The sequence below is a fragment of the Flammeovirga aprica JL-4 genome, assembly GCF_012844305.1.
GTDB classification, from domain to species: Bacteria; Bacteroidota; Bacteroidia; order Cytophagales; family Flammeovirgaceae; genus Flammeovirga; species Flammeovirga aprica.
Window position 1 is genome coordinate 1 of record NZ_JABANE010000108.1, and the last position, 22,110, is coordinate 22,110.

At 32.8% G+C, this 22,110-nt stretch carries 18 protein-coding genes; 11 read left to right on the top strand and 7 right to left on the bottom strand.

The genetic code is table 11. The annotated features are described in order from the left end of the window. Positions 1-237: 237 nt before the first annotated feature. Complete coding sequence (locus tag HHU12_RS27070; RefSeq protein ID WP_169659865.1) at positions 238-699, top strand: Lrp/AsnC family transcriptional regulator; 462 nt, start codon at positions 238-240, stop codon at positions 697-699. A 91-nt stretch (positions 700-790) separates the two neighbouring features. After that, complete coding sequence (locus HHU12_RS27075; RefSeq protein WP_169659866.1) at positions 791-2,239, top strand: NAD-dependent succinate-semialdehyde dehydrogenase; 1,449 nt, start codon at positions 791-793, stop codon at positions 2,237-2,239. Between the two features lie 84 nt (positions 2,240-2,323). Here the strand turns inward: HHU12_RS27075 and kbl are convergent, their stop codons facing one another. Together kbl and tdh are read right to left on the bottom strand one after the other, a co-directional pair. Further along, positions 2,324-3,499, bottom strand: coding sequence for a glycine C-acetyltransferase (gene kbl, locus HHU12_RS27080; protein WP_394353209.1), 1,176 nt, complete (start codon positions 3,497-3,499; stop codon positions 2,324-2,326). Between the two features lie 117 nt (positions 3,500-3,616). Further along, on the bottom strand, positions 3,617-4,639 hold the full coding sequence (tdh, locus tag HHU12_RS27085; RefSeq protein WP_169659868.1) for an L-threonine 3-dehydrogenase: 1,023 nt from the start codon (positions 4,637-4,639) through the stop codon (positions 3,617-3,619). 713 nt (positions 4,640-5,352) lie between these two features. Here tdh and HHU12_RS27090 point away from each other — a divergent pair. The 3 genes from HHU12_RS27090 to HHU12_RS27100 all read left to right on the top strand — a co-directional run bounded on the left by HHU12_RS27090 (position 5,353) and on the right by HHU12_RS27100 (position 9,015). After that, a complete protein-coding gene (locus HHU12_RS27090; RefSeq protein ID WP_169659869.1) occupies positions 5,353-6,765 on the top strand; it encodes a fibronectin type III domain-containing protein in 1,413 nt (470 codons plus the stop codon). A gap of 485 nt (positions 6,766-7,250) precedes the next feature. Continuing rightward, positions 7,251-8,234, top strand: a complete 984-nt coding sequence (locus HHU12_RS27095) for a hypothetical protein (RefSeq protein ID WP_169659870.1) — start codon at positions 7,251-7,253, stop codon at positions 8,232-8,234. Between the two features lie 10 nt (positions 8,235-8,244). Next, positions 8,245-9,015 carry a hypothetical protein gene (locus HHU12_RS27100; protein WP_169659871.1) on the top strand — a complete coding sequence of 257 codons (771 nt, stop codon included), beginning with the start codon at positions 8,245-8,247 and terminating at the stop codon, positions 9,013-9,015. A gap of 91 nt (positions 9,016-9,106) precedes the next feature. Here HHU12_RS27100 and HHU12_RS27105 read toward each other — a convergent pair whose 3' ends face one another. The 4 genes from HHU12_RS27105 to HHU12_RS27120 form a co-directional block, all read right to left on the bottom strand. Next, positions 9,107-9,967 carry an SDR family oxidoreductase gene (locus tag HHU12_RS27105; protein WP_169659872.1) on the bottom strand — a complete coding sequence of 287 codons (861 nt, stop codon included), beginning with the start codon at positions 9,965-9,967 and terminating at the stop codon, positions 9,107-9,109. A 108-nt stretch (positions 9,968-10,075) separates the two neighbouring features. Beyond that, positions 10,076-10,540 carry a hypothetical protein gene (locus HHU12_RS27110; RefSeq protein WP_169659873.1) on the bottom strand — a complete coding sequence of 155 codons (465 nt, stop codon included), beginning with the start codon at positions 10,538-10,540 and terminating at the stop codon, positions 10,076-10,078. 62 nt (positions 10,541-10,602) lie between these two features. After that, positions 10,603-11,094: a hypothetical protein gene (locus HHU12_RS27115; RefSeq protein ID WP_169659874.1), complete on the bottom strand. Its 492-nt coding sequence runs from the start codon at positions 11,092-11,094 to the stop codon at positions 10,603-10,605. A 253-nt stretch (positions 11,095-11,347) separates the two neighbouring features. Beyond that, the gene (locus HHU12_RS27120; RefSeq protein ID WP_169659875.1) at positions 11,348-11,596 is read right to left on the bottom strand and encodes a hypothetical protein; all 249 of its coding nucleotides are present in this window, start codon (positions 11,594-11,596) and stop codon (positions 11,348-11,350) included. A gap of 477 nt (positions 11,597-12,073) precedes the next feature. On the opposite strand from HHU12_RS27120, the gene HHU12_RS27125 reads away from it, so the two are divergent. From HHU12_RS27125 to HHU12_RS27150, 6 genes are all read left to right on the top strand, one after another. After that, positions 12,074-13,579: a CotH kinase family protein gene (locus tag HHU12_RS27125; RefSeq protein ID WP_169659876.1), complete on the top strand. Its 1,506-nt coding sequence runs from the start codon at positions 12,074-12,076 to the stop codon at positions 13,577-13,579. Between the two features lie 281 nt (positions 13,580-13,860). Next, a complete protein-coding gene (locus tag HHU12_RS27130; RefSeq protein ID WP_262889438.1) occupies positions 13,861-14,586 on the top strand; it encodes a tRNA-uridine aminocarboxypropyltransferase in 726 nt (241 codons plus the stop codon). Positions 14,587-14,945: 359 nt separating this feature from the next. Next, positions 14,946-15,287, top strand: coding sequence for a hypothetical protein (locus tag HHU12_RS27135; protein ID WP_169659878.1), 342 nt, complete (start codon positions 14,946-14,948; stop codon positions 15,285-15,287). Positions 15,288-15,365: 78 nt separating this feature from the next. Beyond that, the gene (locus tag HHU12_RS27140) at positions 15,366-16,451 is read left to right on the top strand and encodes a hypothetical protein (protein WP_169659879.1); all 1,086 of its coding nucleotides are present in this window, start codon (positions 15,366-15,368) and stop codon (positions 16,449-16,451) included. Between the two features lie 759 nt (positions 16,452-17,210). Beyond that, positions 17,211-18,692 carry a transglutaminase domain-containing protein gene (locus HHU12_RS27145; RefSeq protein ID WP_169659880.1) on the top strand — a complete coding sequence of 494 codons (1,482 nt, stop codon included), beginning with the start codon at positions 17,211-17,213 and terminating at the stop codon, positions 18,690-18,692. Positions 18,693-18,729: 37 nt separating this feature from the next. Then, on the top strand, positions 18,730-21,165 hold the full coding sequence (locus tag HHU12_RS27150) for an alpha/beta hydrolase-fold protein (RefSeq protein ID WP_169659881.1): 2,436 nt from the start codon (positions 18,730-18,732) through the stop codon (positions 21,163-21,165). 258 nt (positions 21,166-21,423) lie between these two features. Here HHU12_RS27150 and HHU12_RS27155 read toward each other — a convergent pair whose 3' ends face one another. Beyond that, positions 21,424-21,903: a hypothetical protein gene (locus HHU12_RS27155; protein ID WP_169659882.1), complete on the bottom strand. Its 480-nt coding sequence runs from the start codon at positions 21,901-21,903 to the stop codon at positions 21,424-21,426. Positions 21,904-22,110 lie beyond the last annotated feature (207 nt).

Genomic DNA, 22,110 nt, shown 5'->3' on the forward strand with positions numbered 1-22,110 from the left:
AACAGCTTGAATTAGCATCTACTTATCAATATTTTAACCATTCGCAAATTTTAAGAGAGCGAAAGGTCAGTTAATAAGTAATAAGTCCACATTGTTATAGAATGATTTCCTAAAAAGTCACATTTCTTAATCATCCTTGCTTAAAAATAATCATTTTCACCGAAAATCATCACCTCAAAAAATCAAAATTCTTACTATATTCCATCACAGAATCATCCTTTAATAGTAATGTCAATTATGGATACCTCCAATATACAACTCGATAAAATTGATTTTCAGATCCTTACCTTTTTACAGAAAGACGGAAGGATGTCTTTTACTGATATCTCAAATGAGATGAATGTGTCGGTGGGAATGATCAGAAATAGGTACCAAAAAATGGTGGACAATAACATTTTGCATATCATCGGGTGGGCAGATCCCATAAAAATTGGTATTGATGCCTATGCAAGGATTAATTTAAAAGTGCTTCCAGCAAGTAAACTTAATGAAGTGGTGGACAAATTAGCCTCCTTGCCCGAAGTAAGCTTTGTGGCGTTGACCTCCGGAAATTACAATATTGAGATCAACCTTATGTGTACGAATAACAAACATTTTCTCAATACAGTAGTCGAAAAAATTCATACTATTGAAGGGGTGAGTGATTCAAATACAACTATGTATTTAGATGTAAAAAAATGGGCCTCAAGAAATTTTTGAGAAAAAATATTTATTGTTCTTCAATTCTAAAAGAAGTGAACTAATTTTGTCCTACATATTTCAATAACAACTATTATAGATTGGAAAAATTATGAAACTAGATAATACAACACTACTTAAAAATAAATGCTATGTGGACGGAGAATGGGTTAGTGGACATGAAGGAAAAACTTTTGATGTTACCAACCCTTATGATCAATCTAAAATAATAGCTGTGGCTGATTTTGATGCTCAAGATACTGATAAAGCCATTTTAGCAGCAGAAAAAGCACAAAAGGAATGGAAGAAAACAACCGCTGGTGAGCGATCAAAAATACTAAGAAAGTGGTTTGATTTGATGATCGAACATAAAGAGGAATTAGGGAAAATTCTCACTTTAGAACAAGGGAAACCATTACCTGAAGCGATTGGTGAAATTGTTTATGGAGCTTCTTTTGTAGAATGGTTTGCTGAGGAAGCAAAACGTACATACGGCGACGTAATTCCGGGACATCAGGCAGATAAGAGAATTGTGACGATCAAGCAACCTGTAGGTGTTGTAGTGGCGATTACGCCATGGAATTTTCCAAATGCCATGATCACTAGAAAAGTGGGTCCCGCTTTAGCTGCAGGATGTGCTATTGTAGTAAAACCTGCTAAATATACACCGCTGAGTGCATTGGCATTAGGCGTTTTGGCAGAGCAAGCAGGTGTTCCAAAAGGTGTTTTTAATGTCATTACTTCAAGTAGAACAAGTGAAATTGGAAAAGCATTGACTGAAAGTTCTATTGTAAGGAAACTTTCATTTACGGGCTCTACTGCCGTGGGAAAACAGCTGATCAAAGCCTGTGCTGACACTGTAAAGAAAGTATCAATGGAATTGGGAGGCAATGCTCCTTTTATTGTTTTTGAAGATGCTGATGTGGATAAAGCAGTGGAAGGTGCTATCGCATCAAAATATAGAAATGCTGGGCAAACATGTGTTTGCTCCAACCGCTTTTTTGTTCATGCTCGTGTTTATGATGAATTCACTTCTAAACTTAAAATTGCTGTCAGTCAATTAAAAGTAGGAAATGGTATGGATGAAGGGGTACAAATCGGTCCACTAATCGATCAAGAAGCTGTAAATTTTGTTCAAAATATCGTAAATGATGCCACTGAAAAAGGTGCTCTAATTGACCTTGGCGGAGAAGTATCTAAGGAAAACAAACAGCTCTATATGCCTACGATTCTTTCCAATGTTCAAAAAAATATGGATGTCTATACGGAAGAAATTTTTGGTCCAGTGATCCCTATTTTCCGTTTTGAAACCGAAGAAGAAGTCGTTGAAATGGCTAATGATACCCAATATGGCCTTGCTGCCTATTTCTATGGCAGAGATTATCAGTTGGTATGGAGAGTAGCCGAAGCTTTAGAATACGGTATGGTGGGCATTAATACAGGAATGATTTCCACAACAGTCGCTCCTTTTGGAGGAATAAAAGAAAGCGGATTTGGTAAAGAAGGCTCTAAATATGGAATAGATGAATATTTAGAGATGAAATACATGTGCTTTGGATAATTTGATGAGTTAAGAATTAAGAGTTAAGATGGAAGTGGATCTACCTCACCCCTCTTAACTCTTAATTCTTCACTTAAAATTGGATTATATTACACCCAATTCTTTTCCTACTTCAGTAAAGGCTTTTACGGCTTTTTCTAAGTGCTCACGAGTATGAGCAGCAGAAAGTTGCACTCTGATTCTCGCTTGTTCTTTTGGTACTACTGGGAAGAAGAAACCAATTACATAAATACCTTTTTCTAGTAATTTCTCAGCGAAACGTTGTGACAGTTCAGCATTGTAAAGCATCACTGCACAAATTGCTGATTCAGTAGGTTTGATATCAAAACCTGCCGCTAACATTTGCTCTTTGAAGAAAGCTGTGTTTTCATGAAGACGTACAGAAAGTTCATCTGTTGTATCCATCATTTCAAACATTTCAATTCCTGCAGCCGCAATTGAAGGAGGAATAGAGTTAGAGAATAAATAAGGTCTTGAACGTTGACGCAACATTTCAATCACTTCTTTTTTACCTGTTGTGAAACCACCGATGGCACCACCGAAAGCTTTACCCAAAGTACCTGTGATAATGTCTACTTTACCACGAATATCAAAGTGCTCTGTGACACCTCTACCCGTTTTACCTACAACACCTGCTGAGTGGCACTCATCTACCATCACCAATGCATCATATTTTTCAGCTAGTTCCACAATTTTATCCATTGGAGCAACGTGACCGTCCATTGAGAAGACACCATCTGTTACGATGATTCTATAACGTTGTTCTTGAGCGGCGATCAACTGCTTCTCCAAGTCTTCCATATCAGCAGTAGCGTAACGGAAACGTTTCGCTTTACATAAACGAACACCATCAATAATAGAAGCGTGGTTTAATGTATCTGATATGATGGCATCTTCCGCCGTTAATAATGGTTCGAAAACACCACCGTTGGCATCAAAACAAGCTGCGTATAAAATAGTATCTTCAGCACCGAAGAAATCTGCAATTTTCTGCTCCAGTTTTTTATGTAAATCTGTTGCTCCGCAAATAAAACGAACAGATGACATACCGAAACCGTGTGTATCCATTGAATCTTTCGCCGCTTTAATCAAACGGGGATGATTGGATAAACCTAAGTAGTTGTTGGCACAGAAGTTCAATACCGTCTGCCCTGTATTTAATGTAATTTCAGCATCTTGAGGAGAAGTGATGATTCTTTCGCTTTTATAAAGGCCATCTGCTTCAATTTGTTTTAAGTCCTCCTTAAGACTATCATATATTTTTTTGCTCATGATTTCTTTTTTTTAATAATTAGATTGTGGATATGATTTATAATTTTCCGTTTATAATCTGTTATTTTTCAAGTGGGTAGACACCTAGGTCTACCCCTACGGGATTTAATCCCAGTTTAAAATTACCTTACCACAATTGCCTGATTCCATAATATCAAATCCTTTTTGGAAATCATCAATACCAAAACGGTGGGTGATAATAGGTGAAACATCAAGTCCAGACAATAGCATTTGCTCCATCTGATACCAAGTTTCATACATTTCACGGCCATAAATTCCTTTTAAGGTAAGACCTCTGAAAATGATTTTATTCCAGTCTACTTGTGCAGATTGAGGTAGGATTCCTAAAAGAGAAACTTTTCCTGAATTGTACATATTATCGATAAGCTGATTGAAGGCAATTGGAGAACCTGAGCATTCTAAACCGATATCAAAACCACTCATCCCCAATTCTTTCATCACTTCATTCAAGTCTTCCTTCGCTGGGTTTACTACTCTTGTTGCCCCCATCTTTTTAGCTAATTCAGCACGGTATTCGTTCATTTCAGTAGCAACAATATGTCTTGCACCAGCAAAACGAGCTACTTGAATAGCCATACTTCCAATCAAACCAGAACCTGTGATTAATACATCTTCGGCAATTAAAGGGAATGATAAAGCAGTGTGTGTTGCATTACCAAGAGGGTCCATGATAGATACAATTTCATCAGGAATTTTCTCATTGATCTTCATAACATTTGAAGCCGGTACTTTCACATATTCCGCAAAAGAACCATCTGTGTTTACACCAATACCAATGGTTTTCTCACAAATGTGCTTTCTACCTCTTCTACAGTTACGGCAACGCCCACAAGCAATGTGCCCTTCACCTGTTACACGGTCTCCTTCTTTAAATGCTTTTACTTCACTACCATAAGCGGCTACGTGCCCTACATACTCGTGACCGATTGTCTGACCAACACGTACCGTTTGTTGTGCCCAAGCATCCCATAAATAAATATGTAAATCTGTGCCACAAATAGACGATTTCAAAACTTTGATAAGGACGTCGTTAGGTCCAACTTCAGGAATGGCAACATCTTCCATCCACAAGCCTTTTTCGGCTTTAGATTTTACAAGTGCTTTCATGGTTATTTTCTTAATTTATGATAGTCGTATGTACATATATTTCGATGGGTATAAATTTCCCGAGTTCAAAATTATAATTTTTAAGAATATAAACTAAAGGATGTAAAGGCATTAAGATTAATTAGATTATTATACCGGTTGAGTACCTCATAATATAAAATAAACACAAGAAGAATTCGACGAAATATTAGATTAAATTTAAATCAATCATTAGAATAATATATCTATTTGAGTTCATTTTAAAAAAGAAGTTATTTTTACAAAAAAATAATAATACTTACATAATATTCTGAATTCAAAACGATAAAAACACAAAACAGATGATTATTCCGTTTTAAAATTTTCAGTAATAAAAAAAGGGAAGCATCCACCTCCCTTATTTCACTTAATAATAACCTAACAATTTATATATATCTCATCAAAACTAAGAGCTCGTTTAAGGGTTATTTCTGATGTTGTACTACATCAATACCTGGAATAAATTAAAAAAGATAATTTTAAATTACCCCTTTACTTCTTTCCATGCATTTGGGTAAGAATCTATAATACTTGAGTAAAGAATTCTGTTTTCACCTACTTATATCCGTAGGTATAAAATGTCACCGCAGAAAAAATAAAAAAAACGGTATTTGGGGAAATTTTTAAATGTTTTGAGGGAAAGCGACTATCTCAAAAGGGCGTTTCTATAGTTATCAATCACAAAAACAATAGATATGAAACGCAATTTAGTTTTACTTTTCACGGTCATTTTGACCACAACATTTTTTTCATGTTCGAAACAAAATGATACTGTTGCACCAGTTGTAGCCAAAGATCCACAAAACTTAAAAGTGGAAGTTCTTGATAGAAAAGCAGTAGTAACTTGGGATGCTCAAGCGGGTGAAAGTTATAGTTTTCAATTGGCAGAAGATGATAAATCCTCTGATATTATATTCGACAGATTGGAAAAGAAAAAGAAAGATTCTCCCATCGCAATTGATTCAACGGAAAATTTCATCAACCAAGGGCAAGTTACTTTTATTAATATCCCTGTCAATCAGAAATTCCACTTCAGGGTAAAAGCTGAGATCATTGATGAGAAGACGGATAAAGTTACAAGTACTTCTAACTATGTGAATACCAATTTTTATTTTGAGGATAATACAAAACCTGCTATTCCTACTACGGAAGTAAAAAGTGATCAAATCACATTCTCCTCTTTCAACCTTGATTTTCCAGAGGGTTTTAATCCTGCGAATGAACTTGATATAACATTAGAAGTTTCAAAAAATGAAGATTTATCTAATGCAACCACATTCCGCTATTATACACTCTATGGGGCCAATGCCAATAATTTAGAGCCAAATACGAAATATTATTACAGAGTGATTCCGGGTGATGGAAATAACAATGTAAGAGCTTCTGAAGCATTGTCTTTAACAACTCATGAGATCTCTGAAATTGAAATGGAGAAAATTAGATACAGAACTGAAGATGGCAGTCATAGTTATTTTACTTTAGAATTTGATCCAAAAAGCCCAGAATTGGTATTCTTATCGGCTGTTCATGGTACAAATTTAAATGCCGTATCTGAAGTTTCAACTGTAAGTGATTTCAATCTTCAAAACACTATTTCACAAGCTGTTAGAGTCCCTCTTCAACCTGCTCCTCCTTTCGCATACTTTAAAACTGTTGATGCCTTAGGACTTAAAGTTTACGGCAGGTCTTATTTGAAGGTAGGTGATCATAGCAAAGGAAAATACTCTAATACAGTCTCGAAAGAAATGCCAAATGCAATAGCATCAATTAATAATGAGGTTTTTGAATTTTTCCAAGTAAGTCAAGTCAATGAAAAAATTATTCTCTTGAAAAGTAAAGATGAAAAAGCCATAAAAATCCAAATCGAATTAGCAGAAGTGCTTAAAGAGGGAGATAACAAAATTGTTTTCGATAGTAGTTCAAATAATAAGTTTAGTGTAATTAAAGATGACGTAGAGTATAACTCTTCTCAAGGAAACTTCACTATTACTCTTGTAAAAGGTGGGAAATCAATTGGTATGAAGGAACTAATACAGTCCATTTCATTAAAATCCACCGATAGTAATAGACTTAACCTCTACTATTTTGGTATTGGCTTAAGATCGTAATGTAGTAAACAAGTATAGTAGATGACCCTCTTCGTTCTTTGAGCGTGGAGGGTATTTTTTTACCATCAACTTTCAATCATTTTTTGTGAGAACATTCTAGGTACTACTTCCAAGCTTCCTTCTTCTTCATTTTTCCATTGATGAAAAACGAAGCAAAAAATCTAGGCTTTGAAGTCAAAAGCTAAATTCCATTCCTTTCACCTAAATGATTTTAAACTCGCTAAAGCTCAAACAAGAAAATCATTTTTAACGGCTCAATACATGAAATTCTTCACGCTCTTCCCTTCAATGCCACACGTTGTACTGCTAAACTAAATGGGTAGAAACCTTCCAATTGGAAAAGCTGTTAGTACTATTTCTGCTTATTTTATGTAGGTATTTATCTTTTTTACATGCACCTTTAATATGTAAAGCTATTGTAAATTTATGCAATAAGAGATTGGTTTAAACTTAGAAGATCTCTAATAATATATAGAAGACAAAAAATGAATCTACGAAAAAGCATATTACTATTACATATCTTCTTCACTTGCTTTTTAGGTTGTAAGTCTGCAAAGACCGACCAATTTGATAACATTACTTTTCATAGTAGAAGCTTATCTGGGAAAAACTTCAATGAAAGAATACTTAGTCAAAAGCTAGAAGTTTCAAAATCTAAAGAAGGGGTGATAGAATATAAATATCTTATGGAAGACGGTAGCACTTCTGAGAAATATATCTATCAAAATAAGCACCTTACCAAAGATTCTACTGAATATTTATACTTTGATCAAAAGAAAATCAATATTGGCAAAAAAGAAGTGGTGATTGAAAGGTTTCTTAATTTATATAAGAAGAAATATTGGTGTATTAGTCAATATGATACTATGGCAATCATTTATTTTAATCAAGAGCTTGGTATTGTAAATACTCTACATCCTAAATTATTCCCGATAGAAGACGCGTTAGTGAATCATAATTCACTGACTAAAAGAAAGTTAAGGAAATTATTCTATAATATGGCTGAAGATACTTTGTTCTACAATCCAAACCTTAAAGGTATTAGCATTGAAGATTTAAATATTAAGGGAATACCTATTGAAGATGAATTTGAGGTACTGTTAGAATCTGCACCTCCTTGTACATCCACCATAGACTCTATTACTCAAACTGTTATTTATGAAAACTATGATATTGGGGCTTCTCCCAAAAACGGTTTAGGTTCCTTTTATAAAAAAATAGGTCAGAGAATAAAATACACGAGTAATTTGAAAAAATATGGTATTGACACTAGGCTCTATCTTGGGTTTATTGTTCATGCTGATAGTAGTGTTAGTGGCTTTAGAGAGATGCGTGGTGATGAAAAGATGATAGCCAATATAGATGAACTTTATAACTTGACTTCAGAAATAGAATGGGTTCCTGCTCAATGTGATGGGAAAGAAGTTCCAAGCCTTGTTGTCTTACCTATTAGGATTTGCCTCAAATAAATATTTTAAAATGAAAACTACTTTAACAACACTTCTTGTATTCCTATGCCTCACTTTTACCTCTTTTGCTCAAGAGAACGTAAACTTTTTTGTAAAAGAAAACAATTTTGACTGGAGTAAATATGAAATCGAATACACTGAAAAGCTCAATGCTTTAATACAAAAAGAAGAAATAGAAATATCAGAATATTTCCATCCTATTTATCTGAATAATGATTCATTTCCTGATTTCGTTTATGAAGGCCCTTATGAAGAAGCGGGACTTGAAGGTATGAATACCTACTTTTATATTAGTTCAAAAAGAAAGATAGAAATATTGGAGAGTGCTAATGGACAAATTCTTCATATAAGAGAACTCGGGTATAACCAAGGGAAAGAGATCATTGTCCTTGATGAAGGTTATTGTGGAGCTACTGATTATCAATTACATTTCATCTACTTATTATATAAAGGAAAAGATACTATTTTTGTAAAAGGCAACTCTATTATCTACAGTGGTTTAGAAGGAGAAATACCTGATAAATTAACGTTGGACCAAAAATTCATAGTTTTGAATGATAGGTATAATTTAAGAGATTCACCTCAGATCAATGAGGAAAATATAACTGACACTTATAATGAAGGAAATACTGGGCTTGCTGTAGCTTCTAAAATAGATGATACTGGAAGAGAATGGTGGTTTGTGATCATGGATTGCAGGTATGGATGTAGAGAGCATGATGTAAAATATCACGCTGGCTGGATGAGTAGTCGTTATTTAGAAAAAATTGAAGGCAACTAAATTTTATTTTGTAAAGTGTTATAGAAAATGATCTAAGTTCCTAAACCCTGAAATGTAAGAAATTCAAAATTAAGAAACTTAGATCGATATTTTACAGAAAGCTCTTCTTTATCATATCTACTTGAAGTGTTCCATCAGGATCTGATTGGGTTTTAATAGAACAAAACTTTTCTGCCCATTCTGAAGTCCTTAATCTTAAAGGAGGTTGTTCCATTTTAGCCACTTCAAGGAGTTTTTCTGCTACCTCATGCCCTGTTTGATAAATTTGAATTTTACTCTCTTTCGCTCTTGCCTGACTCCCTGCCATATAACGCTCGAAAATCGGCAAGTACTCACCAGTGGCCATTACACCCTGATCTGAAGTATTTTTGATGGCTGAAGTCATAAATTCTGTGGAGATACCTCCTGGCTCAACACAAGTAATTTTGATATTAAAGGGATCTGAAATATAAGTTGCAAGTGCCTCCATATAACCTTCTACGGCAAATTTTGCACCGCAGTAAAGCTCATTAAAAGGTTGACCTACTAAACCACCTACAGAGGTAATAGTGATAATTTGACCCGATTTTTGTTCACGCATATGTGGAATAACAGCTTTTGTACACAAAATAACACCGGTGTAATTTACATTAGTAACCCAAGCGATCTCATCAATCGTCGCTTGTTCAGTAGTTTTTGCAAAACCGGCCCCAGCGTTATTCAAGAGTACATCGATCTTACCATCATTTTCAATAATAGTATCAACCGCTTTTGTAATTGAATTGTGATCCGTGACATCCAAAGGAAGTAGATGTACATCCAATTTTTCAGCTTCAATTTTTTCCTTTAAGGCCGTTGCTTTTGCTAAATTCCTCATTGTAGCATAAACCTTAAAACCCTGTTGAGCAAATAGTACAGCACTTTCAAGGCCTACTCCTGAGGAAGTACCTGTAATCAGTATGTTTCTTTTCAAAATAGTGTTGGGTTATTGCGTTAAATATCCATTTCGTAAGAATTTAACACCAAATCAACTGATTTACAAACATGTTAGCATTATATCTTTTGATAAAATAGAAAGATGTTATTTATTTTCTGCTTTTATAATATCATCCGCAATTGCCATATGATGTTTAGTATGAATCATAAGAAATTTGAGCGCTTGTTTCTTTTTTAGATCTCCAAAATAAGGATGCCTAAAATATTTATCATTTTCAAGTGTTTTCAGATCTGTAATTTTCTTTTGTGTAACTTCTAAATCTGTTCTCAAAGAAGCTTCATCATACGTTTCAGGTCTTACCATTTTAGGAGACTTCCCTTTACCTCTTGGAATTCTATTGATACCAAAAACGATAAATCGAGGTATTTTAAAAGACCATTTATATTTAGCTGGCTCCGACTTTTTCATTGCTTCAATCACACTATCCAACACTAATAAACTATGCTTAATGTGCCAGCCTACATTGGCTTCGGAAACCGATGACTGAAGAAGATGATGTTTCTCTATTTTGGACTCTATATCTGTAAGTAAAGCTTCTATTTGTTTCATAAATTAAGATTTGAAGAAGTGAATTAAAACCTAACAATCTAATGTAGTTTTTTTTCTTCAATTTAAGGCTGTAAAGTATTACCCTGAAAATCTTTAAAGCTATACACTGGGGCTAGTTCCATCTCCGCTTTATTCTCATAATTCACCAATAACACTATTTGCACTTCCAAAAGTTGGGTATCACTCACTAGGTATTCGTAAGTAGTAACAAGATTGACATAAACTCTTATCAACCTTTGATCTTCATCCTCACTAATCCCCATAGAACTATGCACTGCTCCAAATCTATTAGTAGAAATAGATCCCAAATAATTACCTTTTCTATAAAATGATGAAGCACTATACTCATTTCCTCCAAAACAATCCAACCACCTGAGATAATGTTCTTTCTTGATATCTTCAGATTCATTAAAAAAAGTCTGTAAAGTTTCCCCAGCAAGACCAGACCCATCACCTCCTTCTTCATCCTTTTCTACTTCCTCCTCTTCATGTTCAGATTCGAGCTCTGTGTAATCCAGGTCTGACAAAAAAATCAAATGTTCTTTAACCTTCATAAGGTTCTTATTACTCACTTTAAAATCTGTATTTGCCTTGGTGTAAAAGTTTCTACCTCTTGAGGTATATTTTCATGAATTACTCAAGTAAGTTTCATCAAGCTTTCTTTCCTTTTTTTGGTCATCAATCCATCTAAATAATAAATGCTCTGTTGGATAGGGTGTCTTACTATAATCTTTATGTTCACCGTGATCAAAATAATAACGGTTCTCTTTTTTCTGATTTACAGCATAAACAAAACAGGAAAATGTTTCACCATGATAGTAAAAATACTCTTCCTTTAACTCCCCTTTTTGATAAACAATCTTGACAATCTCTCCATTCTCTTTTATAATAGGTCAGAGAATCATCGAAGCTGAAAGGCTTCAGGTATTTTATTTTACTTTGAATATCATAATAATGTGCTCTTACCTTCTTTAGTAAATCCTCATCAGAAGCATAAAGGTTTAAGCTTATTGAAAACAAAAGAAAAAGAGAGATTAATTTATAGTTGCTTTGCATAATGTTGTTGTTTGATTTGTTCGTTATTTAGTGTGATGAAAGAGTTTTGTAATTTAATTATAATGTTTCGGTGAGCCTGAATAAATGAGTTTTATTTGACCATTCAAATCAAAATTTAAGATAGATTCTTCATAAAGTATACTTCATCATTTTGTGAAATCAACAATAACTATTCGTCTCAAGTTAACTTTTACATCCAAACATAAAAAACGTATTCTTTTAATTTTTCAGTATCTTTTCACAGAGTAATGCTTTTGCGAAGCTTTTAACTTGATAATGTTGTACTTTATGTCCTGTAGGATAATTCACTCCAAAGATCTCAACCAATATCAGTGAAATGCCCAATATATGACCTGATGATAGAGAATTACAACCCCAATCACAATCCTTTCTATCGCCTTCAAAACAATAAATTCATATATTCTTCGTATTTTGTTAACGACAATTGAAATTAACTAAATAACAACTATCTTACTTATGAACAAAAATCACTTCATCATAGCATTACTAATGCTATGCCTTGGCTGTACATCTGAAGAATCCTCCGTCAACCAGGAGATTAATGCCTCACCACAACTGAAAAGCATTTATTTTGATAGGACTCACAACGAGGCTTTACCTGTAAATGTCAATTTTCAACAACAAGGAGATAAATTTCTTGCGAAAGTAAACAGAAATGTGTCTAGAAAGGTTCTAATCCCCACTTTTGAGGTAGAAGGGGAAAAAGTGCTTTTGGGTGGCAGTGAAATACAATCGGGAGTGAGTCCTGCAAATTTCACCACAACTCAAACATTAGAAGTGACTTCAGAGGGCTTTGAAAGTAAAAGCTATGATATAGAAGTCGTACGCTTTACCAACCTTCCTATCGTGGATATCCGTACTCAAAATTCTCAGCCTATCGATCAGAAAGAGGATTATGTAAAAGCCACAATTTCGATGTTTTCTGATGTACATGAAGAATACAATTTCACAGACTTGACTGGTGGAATAAGAGGAAGAGGAAACTCCACTTGGTATTTTCATGAGAAAAAACCTTATCAATTGAAGTTTGATGAAAAGCAGTCTATGTTTGGGTTACCAAAAGATAAAAAGTGGATTTTCTTGGCGGAACAATCGGACAAAACACTACTAAGAAACCGTCTGGCTTTTGAAATGGGAAGAATTAGTACTTTGCCGTATACACCAAAGGGTGAAATGGCAGAAGTTTTCTTAAATGATCAGTACATTGGTACCTATCACATCTGTCAGAAAGTTGAAGAAAGCAGTAACAGAGTGGATTTAAAAGACGATGGCTGGCTGATGGAAATTGATCAGCTAGACCGTATTGATGAGGGTGACACGTACTTTTCTACCAACACCTTCTATATCAACATCAAAGACCCAGATACTGATTTTAATTCAGAATCCTACACACATGTAAGAGACCATATTAATGATTTTGAGAATGCTTTGATGGGTGAGGATTTTAGGGATACAGAAAAAGGATATAGAAAGTACGTCGATATGACTACTTTTGCAGATTGGTTTCTGATCAACGAAATTCTTCGTAATCCTGATGCCAGAAACTGGTCCTCGATTTATTTGACATATATCAGAGGTGAAAAAATCACGATGGGTCCTTTATGGGATTTTGACCTCGCTTTAGGCAACTCAACTTATGATGATTATGTACATGGCAACACCTCTGGCTTTTGGGTAAGAGACAATCCATGGATCGACCGTATGCTGGACGATCCTGAATTTGCAAAAGTCGTTAGAGAACGATTGAATTACTATAAAAGTGAACTCCCTAACCTATTGCAGTTTATTGACGACAATGCTTCTTACCTTCAATATGCTCAAGTGGAAAATGACAAAAAATGGGATGTTATCGGTGTTTATCACTGGCCAAACTTGTTTGTTTATGACACTTATGAGGAAGAAGTAAATCATATCAAAAGGTTTATGAGTGAAAGGTTAGAATGGCTGGATGAGAATCTTTAAGAAAAAATCTGCCTTTCTTGTACATTAATAAAACCCTTGATCTAGAAGTTCATTCATTTACTGAGATCAAGGGTTATATTTTCATATTCTAATGAAATAACGTAACCTTTTAAAATTGAATAACATCATAAACAAATATTTCAAATAAAGCTTTTGCTCCAATTTTTAAAATAATTAAGTTAGCACCCTCAAATCAAGCGTTGGCTTGTTGTACAGTGGAAGACTAGACTATAATTTTTACAATTCGGGTGTAGTTTAATTAGAAAATAAAGAAATTTACTTTGCGAGTAGACATAGAAAATCCTAGAAGAAAATGTTATAAATGCATGCGACCTGTCATCTCATGTAGTTGTAAACACACCAATCCTATTCAAACAAACACTCGTTTTGTGATTCTTATGCATCCTATGGAGTATAAGAAAGAGAAAAATGGTACAGGGCTTATGACCAACCTTCAACTTGAAAATTCAGAAGTTATAGTTGATGTTGATTTCACAAATAATAAGCGTGTAAACGAGATACTCGCAGATGAGGACAATAGCTCATTCCTTCTTTACCCTGGTAGAGAAAACTTCAATTTATCGGAAAGAGACGGTACAGAAATAAATACTTTCTTAGGTAAAAAACCCTATCTATTTATCCTTGATGGCACATGGCCTTGTGCTCGTAAAATGCTTCGACTTAGTACAAATTTACAAGCCTTACCAAGGGTGAGTTTTGATAATAAAATAAAGTCGAAATTTATTTTGAAGCAACAACCCGAATCTCTTTGCCTTAGTACAATTGAATCTGTTCATACAGTAATCAATTTACTTAAGAAAGGGGATCTGGAGGAATGTGATACCAAGGATTTCCTTCTTCCATTTGAAAAAATGATTGAATACCAAGTCAAATGTATTCTAGATCCAAATAATAATCACTATCGCCCAAGTCATAAAAAAGGTGCACTTAAGGCCAAAAATATATACAAGAAGGATTCACAAAGAAATATTATTTTCGAAAAATAATTAGGCTCAAAAAGCAACTTGTAATCTTTTAATTAAATGCTTCGTACGTTGTTCAATAAAGTGATTTTTATGGAACACAATACGAAGCATTTTTTTGTTCTTGGTAGACTTATCCGTAATACTCAATTCAGAAATAGAGTTACAACCATAAAAAGAAAAACGAATATTCATTGTATATTACATATAGGTTGATCGTTATTGAGAAGATTTTACTAAGGTGGATAGTGGTAGAATTGAACAAAAAAAGGGGGTAAATTATCCATAATCCCTTAGATTTATCTTATTCGTCTTGATAGCTTGATTAATTATTTAGTTTTGAACTAATAAACTATTATTGAATTAATATAAAACTATTGATGATGAACAAATTATTATGCAAACTATTCATCGTTTTCATAAGCATTTCTATCTCTTCGTTTGGAAATACAAGTACCATTAGAAATGGTTTATCTCCTATATCAAAAGGATTAAATAAAATGAATTTCGATGGTCAAATTGAACTCTCAGATTTCACGACTTCCAGGTATATTGACACTGATGGAAAAACCATGGTTATTGGGGCGTATGAACATCCCACAGCAAATGGAGCCGCTTTTGTCTATGAATTGGAAGGAGAGGAATGGATATTAAAAGCTAAGCTTAGAAGCTCAGAAAATATTGCCGCTAATAATTCACATTTTGGTTATGCAGTGGCAATTTAAGGAAATTCAATTGTAGTTGGAGCTCCTCTTGCCGATAAAGTTTATATTTTTGAAAAGCCTGATACTGGTTGGTCTGATATGAATGAAAGCGTGGTGATTGATTCACCTTATCCTTCTGGCGGTTATTATGGATTTTCATTAGATATGAATGAAAATAATATTGTAGTGGGAGCCTACAGATATAACGCTTATCAAGGGAGAGTTTTACTTTATCAAAAAGAATCGAATAAAACATGGAAAGATAGAACTTTCTCCACAACGACCTTAACTTCTCCTAAACCAACTACAAATGAATATTTAGGACACGAAGTAAGAATGGATGATAATGCCATTGTTACTGGTGCACTTGGCTACAATAACTGGCAAGGAAGACTCTATGTCTATAATTTGTCTGAAAACCCTTTTACTGCAAGTACAGTCACACCTGATGCAATTTTAGAAGTTGAAAACGGTGGTGATTATCAAGTCGGAATTCACGTAGCTATTGATAATAACATTATTATAGCTACTGATTATGGAAATGAATCAAAAGGTACTATTCATGTATTCAAAAAAGAGGAAAATACGTTATGGGAAAATAGTTTCGAAGCATTTTCAATCACTGAAAATACATTAAAGGAAAAAGATTATTTTGGAGCTGACTTAGAAGTTGATAATGACGAAATCTTAATCGGAAGCTCACAAGGAGGAAACGCTGGCTTAGGAAAAGCCTACCACTATAAAATACATACCGATTCAGCTGAATTGATCGATATTTATGAAACCGACTTAGTAGATCAGGATGATCATTTTGGTGCGTCCGTTCACTTTACAGAACAACAAGTTTTGGTGAGTACAATGTCTAATAGAGAATACCCTTTCTTTAGTTTCTCTAGAACTGTTATTGAAGATGATAAAGTGACAGACCTTGAATCCGACCTTACCACAAACAGACCTCGTTTACTATCATCCGACCCAAAATATGGCATTCAAAACAAAATAGAATTCGATAACTTAAATGCGAAGACTTTTAAATTCAAAATCATTGATATTGACGGAGGCACCCTTAAAGAAGGAACACTGTCTACCTCAGGTATTATTATGATAAATCAAAAACTGAGCGGGATAAATATCATCCAGCTTTATGATAATGAGACAGTACATAATTATAAATTTTTAAGGTAGTTGATTGTGTGTAGGGAGGCTGAAAAAACACATGCTGATTTCTTAATATCAGCATGTGTTTTTTATTAATGACCTTCTTAATTTCTGCTTTTGTTATATATATCTGATAGCCTAACTTTTATCCTAGCCTTATGAGAAAAGTATGCTTAATCGACCTTGATTAAAGCTTCGTGTGAAAGAACAAAATTGCCTTCTAATAAGAACTTCTCAAGAATCGAATCATAAACAAAGGAATATAGTATGCAGGAAACACAGAATATTAGGTGGTAAATTTATATTTTGATAGTTTACCACCCTATACACAATACTTTAAATATATTTTTGTAATCACAAATTATTATGTGCTACCTAAAACTGAAATAAATTTCAACAAACTATAAATTAACTATTTAAATGGAAGGAGTATCTCATATTACTACTATTGGGTAATCTTATTTTTATACGTTTTACCTCTTATACTTAAAAACAGTTTTTGTAATGACTAAACAGCTTGTCTAAAGTAAAGCATCATACTAATACAAAACACCAAGGGTTTCAAACTCAAAAAGTGAAATTGCTTTCTAGAAAAAGAGCTTAAGAATTCATCAAGTTGAGTAACTCAATTAAACGAAGAAGGAAAAGTAGTTGAGGTTGATCATAACTTTCCTGAAAAATGTAATGCTATTTATGAAATACTTAATGCACACAAGGCTTTATAAACACACCACGATATGGGGTGTAATCATTGTACTCTTGCTTCAATTAATTTCCTCTTTAAACTTGAATTGTTACGGACAGAAAAAGATAAAGACTACTGTAAAATATGATAGTCTTCGTGGATACTATTTTGAAAATGGAGATAGCTTGAAGTTTAAAGCAAGTGATTTTTTAATAAAAGATATTACTACTCATTTTGCTAAAGATTATTATTGGATCAATAAAAAGACAAAACGAAAGGTCTTCTTCGATGAACTCTCTTATGAAGATTTTGATCAAGCACTTACTGCTTTTCGACATATCACAGATAGCATTTCATTGCGACCCAAAAAAATACATGTCCAAGATATTGAAAAGGTAAGTATTGATTACTTGAGAGAAAATATCGATTTAGCTTTTATTGCTTGGAAACGTTTTCCTTGGTCAAAGGGCTATGACTTTGAAACCTTTTGCGAATATATTCTTCCTTACAGAAGTGCTATAGAACCACTTCAAAATTGGAGAAAAGAGTATTTACTTCTCTATGAAACAGTGGGTTCACAGTTATCAAAAAATGAAGTTGAAGACCCAGTATATGTATGTGGAATATTACAAGACTTGTTACAAGATTTTACTTTTATAGGTAATCAAAAAAAAAGTATTATACCTCTCTTAGGCCCGATGTCATTACAATTAAGACGTCATGGAAACTGCCCTGATTTAGCCAATTTAATGGTATTTGCAGGAAGATCTATTGGCCTTGCAATAGCATACGATTATACACCTCACTATGCAGCATCTTCAAACCGACACTTTTGGAATGCCGTTATTACTAATAGTGGAGAAACAATTCCTTTTAACGGTATAGAAGATAAACCAGGTATTTATAATCCCAACAATAAACGACTGGGTAAAGTTATCAGAAAAACTTACAGTGCTAATCGATCTAGCTTAGTTTTTAAACTTCCTAAATCACAAATACCTAATGGACATATGCAGACTGCACATTATAAAGATGTAACTTCTGAATATGTAAAAGTGGCAGACTTTAATTATCAGTTTAATGATCCAGTCAATAATGGAATAGGGTATTTGTCTGTCTATAATTTGGCAGATTGGCGTCCGATTGATTGGGCAGATATCAAAAATACAGAAGCGGAGTTTACAAATTTGGGTGTAGACCTAGTCTACCTTCCTTTTAGATATATCAACAGAAAATGTATTTATGAAAGGTTCCCTATTTTACTCAATGTGGAAGGAGAAAAAAAAGTGTTACGAGCTGATCAATCTCATAAAATCAGTTTCAAAATGACGCATTCCATGGTGAATCAAGACCGTTTGTATGAAGAAACAAACTCCCTGGAGCTGGAAGAGGGCAAGCTTTATAGAATGTATTATTGGGATAAAAAGTGGATTTTGATAGGTGAAAATATAGTGAGCAATGGTGCTTTATTCATTGATAATGTACCGGCAGGGGCACTATATAAAGTGCAACCCGTTAACCCTGATAAATTTGAACGGATTTTTACTATCGGAGAAGGCACCCATCAAATATACTGGTATTGATAAATACCATTTTTTTCTTTCAAAACTAAGACAACAAATGATACAAAAAGTAATAAATACTTTAACAATAGTTTTAATACCTGCTAGCTTGTTAAAATTCAAAGGCCTGCCTTTCTTATACTATGATAAGTACTATCTAGGGTGGCTTATTATACTAACTTTCATTTCTTTGATAAGTCTATTTAGTAAAAAAAATGAAGAGAATAAACCAACTCTTTTAAACTTAATTATTTTTTTTATAGCAGTGATAACTACTGCTAGTATCAATACTGAAAACCTATTTATTATCTATAGTTGGTATTTTATAGGAGGAGCTACATTATTACTTTTTTTATCTACTATTAGATTAACAAACCAAAATATTTACTACTACTTGTGGGCCATTTTTATTTGCTCCGTACTAGAATCTATTTGGGGGATATTACAACTATTTGAAATATTAGAACCTTCATCAAAATACTTTGCTATTGGAGGTAGCTTTAAGGGACCAAATCATTTTGGTGCATTCCTCGGTTTAGGGATTATCTCATTATTACTAATAATAAAAAAAATAAACGCTAATTCTCTTAAAATAGCATTAGGCTTAATAGGTGTTTTTTTCTTTGGATTTATGTATTATGTTGAAGCTCGAGGTGCTATTCTAAGTTTAATAGTTGGAATTTCGACTTACATTTATCAAAATACTAATAAACATAAATCATTTTTTCTGATAGGTGTTTTTGGTGCCTCAATTATTTTATCAATTGCTTTATTGAATACTAACTCAGATTCAATTAATGGACGTCTTTTAATTGGAAAAATCACTCTTTTGGAATCTCTCAAAAAACCTATTTTAGGACATGGTTTACACTCATTTGGAACAGAATTTAGTAAAGCAAAAGCTACATATTTTTCTCAAGAAAGACCTTGGGAAGAAATAAGAGTAGCTAGTCCTGTTAATGTAGCTTACAATGATTTTATGGAAATGCCTTTTGAGTTAGGTTATGTTTTTACAATTATATTTGTTGGGTTACTCCTATTCATCCTATTAAAAAGTCCGAACAATGAGGAAAATCTACTCTGTAAGATAGTTATTATTTATCTCTTCATTTTTTCAATAACAAATGCTGTTAAATATTATCCTGTTTTTATTATTATTGATGTTATTGCTTTTGTAAGGCTAGCACAGGAATGTACTTTTCAGTATAATATACCGTTTATAAAAACTTCATTTTTAAAGTTTGCTTACATACCTTTTACATTACTTCTAACAGTTTTAATTATTCAAAGAAGTCGTGCTGAATATTATTTTCAGACAAAAAAAAATTTAAACAAAAAAGGAACACAAAATTTAGAAACAATTATTGATTATAGTACCAAAATAAATGAAAGAGGAGAACATTTATACAAAGTCTATTCTTTCTTAAAAAAGAATAATGAAAAAGAACTTGCGTTTGAATATATAACAAAAACGTGTGAGCGATCTCACCAATCTAAATATCACAATCACTTAGCAAAAGAATATATTTTAAAAAATAACTTCGCTAAAGCAAATAGTATATATAACTACATCGCAAATGCAACACCGTATAAGTTTAGATATCAATCTAATTATATGAACTTTAATAATAAACTACATAAATCAAAAGCAACAGTAATTACCGCTCAGAAAATAGTTGATTTACCTGTAAAAATAGCATCAGCAAGAGTTGATAATTATAAAAAGCAGGCAAAAAGAGTTTTAAAGTTAAATCTTCAGACATTAAAAGATAGTTTATTAAGTGGTGATCTATCTAGAGAGCTTACCTACAATAGCAAACTACTCCATATGAGAATTCCCTATAAAATATACACTCCTCCTGTTGAACATCTGACCAAAAAACTTCCCGTTGTTTTTGTTAACGATGGAAATAAGTATTTGAAAAAAGGTAAACTACACCAGAAAATAGATAGCCTAATTGAATGTGGTAAAATTGAACCAATCATTGCTGTTTTTATTGATCCGATTAATTTAAATCGTAAGCATCTCAAAGTACGTAATCAGTTATTTATAAAGAATAGAAAGTTCGTTTCCTTTTTTAAAACAGAGTTGATGCCACATATAGAAAAAAAATTACCCGTCAGTAATATTAGAAAAGATAGAACAATCTGGGGAGTTTCATTTGGTGGATTATTCGCTTCTTACATTGCTGATGAAGAGCCTGATTTATTTAAAAATATCGTAATGCAATCTCCTGCTTTCAACCCTTACTACGAGTTATTTGATCATTATAAAAGTAAACCATTACAAGATTTTAAAATGTATTTAGGTTATGGGACTGGTAAAGATACAGAAAGCCAAGATTTACCTTTTATCAAAATTATGCAAGAGAAGGGATACGAAATTTTGATTGATAGAGTTGATGGTGCTAATCATGACTGGAAACAATGGGAGCCTCAGTTGAATGATATTCTCATCTATTATTTTGGAAAGAGAAATGATGGTCAGTTTTGATTAATTTTTTTAACTCATTTTACTATTCTAATCTAATTCATTACTTCTCAGGAAGCCAATTTGTATTCTAAATTGTCAAATTCAATTAAATAAGTGTTTTAGTAATGTAAATTTTCTTAGGTTATTGGAATATACCTTTGTGTAAGACTATAAACACATTATTTAGGCAAATAAAAATCCTACATGGAAACATAAAATTCTATGTAGGATTTTTAAACTTTTCAGTCCTAAAGTCTAATTTTGAACTAATTCATTTTATTAGAGAATTTCGTCAGGATTTAGTTTGATTAGTCTCAAAATATTTTTACAAAAAGAACTTATGGGGTATTCTTTACCTTCTTGTAGGCCACTCAATTTGTAAGATATATTATTAGACATAGTTCCGTATGTTATGGTAGTAGAGTAACCACCTTGATCAAAAATATTAAAATATGGAGTAATATCTAAAGCATTAATTTTTTGTAATAACATATCAAAATCTTGAACAGTAATACCATTTAATTTCTTATAACCTCTTATCTCATATAAACTTGAAGGTTTTGTATTAACAGATAGAACAACTTCTTTATCATCATGTGCTCTATTAGGTCTTTTTAATAATTCAATTGTTATCCTATTATATGGAGTTTTCTCAATAGGATGAGTAATCTCTAATTTAATGTAAGATATAGGGTTTTCTTGTCCTAGCAGATTTAAAGCACTAAAGAACAAGAAAAGTGCAATTATAATTTTCTTCATTTTATTATATATTAATAGCTTAAAATAATTATTAACAAATAAAAAGTACAAATGTATACTTTTATATTACTAAAAGTACTTAAGAGTCTTATTTATTATACCTAATTAAAAGTTTTTGTAGATAACAAATATTTTTTATCAAATCTACTTATTATAGTTTTTTTCAATTTTAGTTTTCACTAATCAGTATATGGAGCAAATCTTAAA

What these genes read in the sequence shown, in the direction of transcription:
- HHU12_RS27070 (WP_169659865.1), top strand. Translation starts at nt 238, where the DNA reads ATGGATACCTCCAATATACAACTCGATAAAATTGATTTTCAGATCCTT.
- HHU12_RS27075 (WP_169659866.1), top strand. Translation starts at nt 791, where the DNA reads ATGAAACTAGATAATACAACACTACTTAAAAATAAATGCTATGTGGAC.
- tdh (WP_169659868.1), bottom strand. Translation starts at nt 4,639, where the DNA reads ATGAAAGCACTTGTAAAATCTAAAGCCGAAAAAGGCTTGTGGATGGAA.
- HHU12_RS27090 (WP_169659869.1), top strand. Translation starts at nt 5,353, where the DNA reads ATGAAACGCAATTTAGTTTTACTTTTCACGGTCATTTTGACCACAACA.
- HHU12_RS27095 (WP_169659870.1), top strand. Translation starts at nt 7,251, where the DNA reads ATGAATCTACGAAAAAGCATATTACTATTACATATCTTCTTCACTTGC.
- HHU12_RS27100 (WP_169659871.1), top strand. Translation starts at nt 8,245, where the DNA reads ATGAAAACTACTTTAACAACACTTCTTGTATTCCTATGCCTCACTTTT.
- HHU12_RS27110 (WP_169659873.1), bottom strand. Translation starts at nt 10,540, where the DNA reads ATGAAACAAATAGAAGCTTTACTTACAGATATAGAGTCCAAAATAGAG.
- HHU12_RS27115 (WP_169659874.1), bottom strand. Translation starts at nt 11,094, where the DNA reads ATGAAGGTTAAAGAACATTTGATTTTTTTGTCAGACCTGGATTACACA.
- HHU12_RS27120 (WP_169659875.1), bottom strand. Translation starts at nt 11,596, where the DNA reads ATGCAAAGCAACTATAAATTAATCTCTCTTTTTCTTTTGTTTTCAATA.
- HHU12_RS27125 (WP_169659876.1), top strand. Translation starts at nt 12,074, where the DNA reads ATGAACAAAAATCACTTCATCATAGCATTACTAATGCTATGCCTTGGC.
- HHU12_RS27135 (WP_169659878.1), top strand. Translation starts at nt 14,946, where the DNA reads ATGAACAAATTATTATGCAAACTATTCATCGTTTTCATAAGCATTTCT.
- HHU12_RS27140 (WP_169659879.1), top strand. Translation starts at nt 15,366, where the DNA reads ATGAATGAAAGCGTGGTGATTGATTCACCTTATCCTTCTGGCGGTTAT.
- HHU12_RS27150 (WP_169659881.1), top strand. Translation starts at nt 18,730, where the DNA reads ATGATACAAAAAGTAATAAATACTTTAACAATAGTTTTAATACCTGCT.
- HHU12_RS27155 (WP_169659882.1), bottom strand. Translation starts at nt 21,903, where the DNA reads ATGAAGAAAATTATAATTGCACTTTTCTTGTTCTTTAGTGCTTTAAAT.